General features: G+C 71.9%; 8 protein-coding genes. All 8 read left to right on the top strand.

The genetic code is table 11. From position 1 onward, the window contains the following. The first annotated feature begins 71 nt into the window (after positions 1-71). The 8 genes from ACYUD3_RS38285 (at position 72) to ACYUD3_RS38250 (ending at position 6880) form a co-directional block, all read left to right on the top strand. Complete coding sequence (locus tag ACYUD3_RS38285; RefSeq protein ID WP_470981058.1) at positions 72-821, top strand: amino acid ABC transporter ATP-binding protein; 750 nt, start codon at positions 72-74, stop codon at positions 819-821. A 62-nt stretch (positions 822-883) separates the two neighbouring features. Further along, positions 884-1837, top strand: a complete 954-nt coding sequence (locus ACYUD3_RS38280) for a sugar kinase (RefSeq protein WP_470981055.1) — start codon at positions 884-886, stop codon at positions 1835-1837. An 11-nt stretch (positions 1838-1848) separates the two neighbouring features. Further along, positions 1849-2250: a RidA family protein gene (locus ACYUD3_RS38275; protein ID WP_470981052.1), complete on the top strand. Its 402-nt coding sequence runs from the start codon at positions 1849-1851 to the stop codon at positions 2248-2250. Continuing rightward, on the top strand, positions 2250-3437 hold the full coding sequence (locus tag ACYUD3_RS38270) for an alanine racemase (RefSeq protein ID WP_470981050.1): 1188 nt from the start codon (positions 2250-2252) through the stop codon (positions 3435-3437). Before ACYUD3_RS38275 ends, ACYUD3_RS38270 begins: the two co-directional genes overlap by 1 nt. Further along, positions 3437-4063: a bifunctional 4-hydroxy-2-oxoglutarate aldolase/2-dehydro-3-deoxy-phosphogluconate aldolase gene (locus ACYUD3_RS38265; RefSeq protein WP_470981047.1), complete on the top strand. Its 627-nt coding sequence runs from the start codon at positions 3437-3439 to the stop codon at positions 4061-4063. Before ACYUD3_RS38270 ends, ACYUD3_RS38265 begins: the two co-directional genes overlap by 1 nt. 152 nt (positions 4064-4215) lie before the next feature. Next, on the top strand, positions 4216-5022 hold the full coding sequence (locus ACYUD3_RS38260) for an ABC transporter ATP-binding protein (RefSeq protein ID WP_470981044.1): 807 nt from the start codon (positions 4216-4218) through the stop codon (positions 5020-5022). Continuing rightward, positions 5012-5827, top strand: a complete 816-nt coding sequence (locus tag ACYUD3_RS38255) for an ABC transporter permease (protein WP_470981041.1) — start codon at positions 5012-5014, stop codon at positions 5825-5827. Before ACYUD3_RS38260 ends, ACYUD3_RS38255 begins: the two co-directional genes overlap by 11 nt. Positions 5828-5857: 30 nt before the next feature. Continuing rightward, positions 5858-6880: an ABC transporter substrate-binding protein gene (locus ACYUD3_RS38250; protein WP_470981038.1), complete on the top strand. Its 1023-nt coding sequence runs from the start codon at positions 5858-5860 to the stop codon at positions 6878-6880. Positions 6881-6887: the final 7 nt, after the last annotated feature.

Below are 6887 nucleotides of genomic sequence, written 5' to 3'. Positions count from 1 at the left end.
GCCATACCCGGTGTCTCTGGGCCTCTGGACCTTACGACGGCCCGTCTAACCCACGAACAAGGTAGGACCGCATGACCGTCACCGACTCGGCCGCCCGGATCTCCGTGTCCGGCGTCCGCAAGCAGTTCGGGGACCTGGAGGTCCTCAAGGGCGTCGACATCGACGTCGCGCCGGGCGAGGTCGTCGTCCTCATCGGCGCCAGCGGCTCCGGCAAGTCGACGCTGCTGCGCATCATGTGCGACCTGGAGCGCGCCGACGCGGGGGAGGTGTGGGTGGGCGGGGTCCCGCTGCACGACCGGGGGCGCGCGGCCGAGATCTTCGGGCACGTCGGGATGGTCTTCCAGCAGTTCAACCTCTTCCCGCACAAGACCGCCCTCGGCAACGTCACCCTCGCCCTGCTGAAGGTCCGGGGGCTCGGCAAGGCGGAGGCCGAGGAGCGGGGGCGGGCCGCGCTCGCCCGGGTCGGGCTCGCCGACAAGGCAGGCAGCTACCCCGCCCAGCTCTCCGGCGGCCAGCAGCAGCGCGTCGCCATCGCCCGCGCCCTCGCCATGGACCCGGCGGTCATGTTCTTCGACGAACCGACCTCCGCCCTCGACCCCGAACTCGTCGGCGAGGTCACCTCCGTCATGCGCTCCCTCGCCGAGGACGGCATGACCATGGTCGTCGTCACCCACGAGATGCGCTTCGCCAAGGACACCGCGGACCGCGTCGTCTTCATGGACGGCGGGGTCGTCCTCGAACAGGGGCCGCCCGAGGAGGTGTTCGGGAACCCGGCGCAGCAGCGCACGCAGCAGTTCCTGCACCGGGTGCTCGACACCTGAGCAACCGCGAACCACCGCCCGAGGCCCGCTCCACCGGCACCCGCAGCGCAGAAGGAGACCCCGTGCCCCGCCCCGAAGTCGTCTGCATAGGCGAGACCATGGCCGTGCTCAGCCCCCCGGACGACCGCCCCCTCTCCCATCAGAACCACCTCGCCCTCACCGTCGGCGGCGCCGAGTCCAACGTCGCCTGCGCGCTCACCGCCCTCGGCCACCCCTGCGCCTGGCCCGGCCGCGTCGGCGACGACCCCTTGGGCCACCGCGTCCTGACCGACCTCGCCGCCCGGGGCGTCGACGTCACGTCCGCCGAGACCGACCCCAGCCGTCCGACTGGCGTCTATTTCAAGGACCCCGGCCCCGAGGGAACCGGCACCTACTACTACCGCCGCGACTCGGCCGCGACCGCCATGAACCGCTCCCTCGCGAGCCTCCCGGAGCTCCGGCAGGCCCGCGTCCTGCACCTCACCGGCATCACCCCCGCCCTCTCCACGAGCTGCGCCGACCTGGTCGAAGACCTCGTCGTCCGCCGCACCGCCCCCACCCCCCTCATCTCCTTCGACGTCAACCACCGCCCCGCCCTCTGGCAGACCGACCCCGCCCCCACCCTCCTCGCCCTCGCCCGCGCCGCCGACCTGGTCTTCGTCGGCCGCGACGAGGCCGAGACCCTCTGGGGCACCACGACCCCCGCCGAGATCCGCGCCCTCATCCCCGGCCCCACCCTGGTGGTGAAGGACGCGGCCCACGGCGCGACGGCGTACGGCGCCGGCGCCGCCCCGGCGTTCGTCCCGGCCCCCGCCGCCCGCGTCGTGGAACAGGTGGGCGCCGGAGATGCCTTCGCCGCCGGCTACCTCGCCGCCCTCCTGGAGGACCGCACCCCCGCCGAAGCCCTCCGCCTCGGCCACCTGGTCGCCGCCGCCACCCTCGGCACCCGCGCCGACGTCTCCCCGGCCCTGACCCGCACCACCCTCGACCCCCACCTCACCCTCGACGACGCGGCCTGGTCCGCACTCACTCTCTAGGAGCCACGACGATGCACGAAGCCATCCGCACCGCAGGCGCCCCCGCCCCCGCCTGGGCCTTCTCCCAGGGCGTCCGCAAGGGACCCATCCTCCAGGTCTCGGGCCAGGGCCCCCAAGACCCGGCCACCGGCGCCTACGTGCACGAGGGCGACGTCAGGTCACAGACCCGGCGCACCCTGGAGAACGTCCGCGCGATCCTCGAAGCGGGCGGCGCCGGCGTCGCCGACGTCGTCATGTTCCGCGTCTACCTCACCACCCGCGCCGACTTCGCCGCGATGAACGAGGTCTACGCCGAGTTCATCGCCGAACACGTCCCCGAGGGCCAGCCGAAGCCGTGCCGTACGACGGTCTTCGTCGAACTCCCGCACGAGGTCATGCTGGTGGAGATCGACGCACAGGCCGTGGTCGGCTGATGGAGCCGCTCGACTGGCGGTTCAAGGCCGTCCCCGCGCACGCCTGGGGCAGCACGGCCGCCGAATTCCTCGCCACCAAGCCGACGTCGGACGACCTCGGCACCCCGCTGCTCACCCTCGACGCGGGCGCGCTGGAACACAACCTGCGCACGATGGCCGCATGGTGCGCGGCGGCCGGCGTGGACCTCGCCCCGCACGGCAAGACGACCATGGCCCCGGCCCTCTGGCGGCGCCAACTCGACGCCGGGGCACGGGGGATCACCCTCGCCACCCTCGCCCAGGTCCACGTGGCCCGCGCCTTCGGCGTCACCCGGATCCACCTGGCCAACGCCCTCCTCGACCCGACGGGCCTGCGCTGGATCGCGGCCGAACTCGACCGGGACCCGGAGTTCGAGTTCACCTGCTGGGCCGACTCGCCCCGCACGGTCGAGCTGCTGCGCGCGTCCTACGCCGGCCGCCGCCCGCTGGACGTGTGCGTCGAACTCGGCGCGGACGGCGGCCGGACCGGCGCCCGAACTCCCGCCGAGGCAATGGAAGTCGCCCGCGCGATCCACCGGGCCCCGGCTCTGCGGCTGGCCGGGGTGAGCGGCTACGAAGGCGCCCTCCCCTCCGCCCCCGCCATCGAGAGCTACCTGCGCGAGATGGCCCGCCTCCACGAACGGCTGTACAGGGACGGCCTGTTGGAGGTCCCGGAACCGGTCGTCACCGCCGGCGGCAGCGCCCATTTCGACACGGTGGTACGGGAGTTGGCCCCTGTCCGCGCCTGCGGCGCCCGCATCCTCCTGCGCTCGGGCGCCTACCTGATCCACGACGACGGCCACTACCGCGAGGTCTCCCCGCTGCGCGCCACCCTGCGCAGCGCCATGCACGGCTGGGCCCGCGTCCTCTCCCGCCCCTCCGCCGAACTCGCCCTGCTCGACGGGGGAAAGCGCGACTTCCCGTACGACGAGGGGCTGCCGGAGCCGCAACTCGTGCGCGGGGGCGGCCTGTTGACCGGTGCCCGCGTCACCGCCCTCAACGACCAGCACACCTTCCTGCGCGACGCGGACGTCCGGGTCGGGGACGTCGTACGGCTGGGGCTCTCGCATCCCTGTACCGCGTTCGACAAATGGAATCTCATCCCGGTGCTCGATGACGCGGGCGCGTCGAATCCTCAAGTCGTCGATCTGGTAAGGACGTTCTTCTGATGCAGAGCTTTCTGGCGGAGCTGGCCGAGGACCGTGTCATCGCGGTGATCCGGGCGCCCGAGATCCCCGACGCCGCCGCGCTGAGCGCCGCGCTGCTCGAAGGGGGCGTCAGGTGGGTCGAGTTCACCTATACGACGCCCGGGCTGCCGGGGCACCTGCGGCGGGCGGCCTCCGTCGCCGGGTGCCGGGTCGGGGCGGGGACCGTGCTCACGGCGGCGCAGGCCGAGGCGGCGATCGAGGCGGGGGCCGAGTACCTCGTCACGCCGGGGTGCCGGGCGGAGGTCGCCGAGGTCGCCGCCGCGGCCGGGACGCCCGTCGTCATGGGGGCGCTGACACCGACCGAGGTCGCCCGGGCGCTCGACCTGGGGGCCGCCGCCGTGAAGATCTTCCCGGCGCACTCCTTCGGGCCGCGCTACTTCAAGGATCTCGCCGGGCCCTATCCCGGGGCGGCGCTCGTCGCGTCCGGCGGGGTGAACCCCGGCAACGCCGCCGGCTTCCTGGCCGCCGGGGCGCGGGCCGTGTGCGCCGGCTCCGATGTCGTTCCGGCTGCAACGGTCGGCGCGGGGGAGTGGCCGGAGATCGTCCGGCGGGCGGTGGCGTTCATGGAGTCGCTTCAGCTGACATGAGGTGAAATGCCAGTACAGGAAGGGTAGTTCAAGAGGCCGGCAATGGTGTGCTTGAACTTTACGGTTTACGGTAAGCCGGGTGTTGCCCCCGCACAGAGTTTCCGTAACAATGTTACCGAAATTCGCCGGGGGGAACACGTGAAGGGTGCGCTGTGGCCGCTGAGCGGGAACCGGCTGTCGAACTGAGGTCCGTGACCGTGTCCTACACCGGGCACGACCGGGACTACACGGCGGTGGCCGGGGCCGACCTGAGCGTGGCACCCGGACGGTTCGTCTCGGTCGTCGGCCCCACCGGCTGCGGCAAGTCCACCCTCCTGCACACCGTGGCCGGGCTGCGCGCCCCCACCTCGGGTGACGTGCTCATCGACGGCGAGCAGCTGAGCGGCCTCAACCGGCGGGCCGGCTACCTGTTCCAGCAGGACGGCCTGCTGCCGTGGCGGACGGTCGTCGACAACGTCGCTTTCGGGCTCGAACTGGCGGGCGTGAGCAGGAAAGAGCGCACCGCGCGCGCCCGCGAATGGGTGGCCCGCGTCGGGCTCGCCGGCTTCGAGAAGGCGTACCCGCACCAGCTCTCCGGCGGTATGCGCCGGCGCACCGCGCTCGCCCAGATCTGGATCGGCGAGCCCGAACTGCTGCTGATGGACGAGCCGTTCGGCGCCCTGGACGCGCAGACCCGGCAGGTCATGGCCGGCGAACTGCTGTCGCTGTGGACCGGCAGCGGCAAGACCGTCCTGTTCGTCACCCACGACCTCGACGAGGCGATCTCCCTCTCCGACGAGATCGTGCTGCTGTCGGCGGGCCCGGCCGCGCACATCGTCGGCCGGTACCCGGTCGGGCTGCCCCGGCCGCGCAACCTGCTGGACATCAGGACGAGTTCCGCGTTCACCGAGATCTACAACGCGATCTGGGCGGATCTGCGCAGCGAGGTGATGAAGAGCTATGAGCAGCGTGTCCACTGACCCCGCACGCAGGCGCGCGAGGCATCCCAAGGGCCGCCTGCTCATCCTCGCCGCCCAGCTCTCCCTCGCCCTCGTCCTCCTCCTCGGCTGGCAGTTCGGCAGCCGCTCCGGCGCCATCGACCCCTTCTTCTTCAGCGCCCCCAGCGACATAGCGGGCCGGGTGGGGGAGTGGTTCGGCGGCGACGACATCTACCGCCACCTGCGCACCACCCTGCTGGAAGCGGCCCTCGCCCTCGTCATCGGCAGCGCCCTGGGCCTCGTACTCGGCTTTCTCCTCGCCCGGACCCGGGTGCTCGCCGCCGTGCTCGACCCGTACATCAAGGCGCTCAACGCGCTGCCCCGGGTGGTGCTCGCGCCGGTGTTCCTGCTCTGGTTCGGGCTCGGGATCTGGTCGAAGGTCGCGTTCGGGGTGTCCCTGGTGTTCTTCATCGTGTTCTTCAACACGCACCAGGGGGTGCGCGAGGTGGACCGGGTGATCGTCGACAACGCGCGCATGCTCGGTGCGGGAGAGGCCCGGCTGATCCGGCATGTGCTGCTGCCCAGCGCCATGACCTGGATCTTCTCCAGCCTCCGGGTGAGCGTCGGCTTCGCGATCGTCGGCGCCGTCGTGGGCGAGTACCTGGGCTCCTCCGAAGGCATGGGATATCTGATCTCCCAGGCCGAGGGGACCTTCGACACCACCGGGGTCTTCGCGGGCATGGCCGTCCTGTCGGCGTTCGTGCTCGTCATCGACTTCCTGGTGGGCCGCGCCGAACGGCGGCTGCTGCGCTGGCGGCCCGCGCCCGGGCACGGCCCCGGGCAGTGACCCCCCCCACATGAGCAGGAAAGAGCGACCATGACCCGCCCCCCACACCGCCTCCTCGGCGCGACCGCCGCCGCCCTCGCCCTCCTCGTCACCGGCTGCGCCGGCGACAGCGGCTCCGCCTCCTCGGCCGTGAAGATAGGCGTCGGCGGCCAGCCCCTGCTGGTCTACCTCCCCACGACCCTCGCCCAGCAGCTCGGCTACTACGAGGACGAGGGCCTCTCGGTCGAGCTGGAGGACCTCGGCAGCGGCTCGAAGGCGCTCCAGGCGTTCCAGGGCGGCAGCGTCGACGTCGTCAGCGGGTACTACGACCACACGATCCAGATGCAGGCCAAGAAGAAGGACGACGTCGCCTTCGTCAACATGCTGCGCTACCCGTCGCTCGTCCTCGCCGTCTCCCCCAGGACCGGCAAGAAGATCGACGCCGTCGCCGACCTCAAGGGCGCCAAGGTCGGGGTGACCGCGCCCGGTTCGTCGACGGACTTCTTCCTCAAGCACCTCCTCACCGGCGCCGGCCTCAAGACGGACGACGCGAGCACGGTCACCGTCGGCGGCGGGGCCTCCGCCGTCGCCGCCATGGAGCGCGGCGAGGTCGACGCGGCCGTCATGGTCGACCCCTCGGTCTCCCAGCTGCAAAAGCGCGTCGGCGAGGACAAGGTCAAGCTCCTCACCGACACCCGCACCGGCGCGGCCGTCCAGGAGGACTACGGCGTCTCCACCTATCCGGCCGCCGTCCTCTACTCCTCCCGCGACTGGATCGAGGGCCACACCAAGGAGACGAAGGCACTGGCCGCCGCGATCGTCCGGGCGCTGAAGTACATCGACGGCCACTCCGCGAAGGACATCGCCGCCAAGATGCCCGCTTCATACGCGGGCGACGACCCGGAGGTGTACGTCCGGTCCATCCAGAACGCCAAGGACGCCTACGCCAAGGACGGCAGCATCCAGGCCGACGGCGCCGAGGCCGTGCACAAGGTCCTCGCCCGCTTCAATGAGGACGTCGCGAAGGCGCGGGTCGACGTGAGCAAGACGTACACGAACACGTATCTGCCGTGACTCCGGC

The sequence above is a fragment of the Streptomyces sp. AMJ-169 genome, from assembly GCF_055597585.1.
This window is presented reverse-complemented; position numbering and strand designations above follow the sequence as displayed.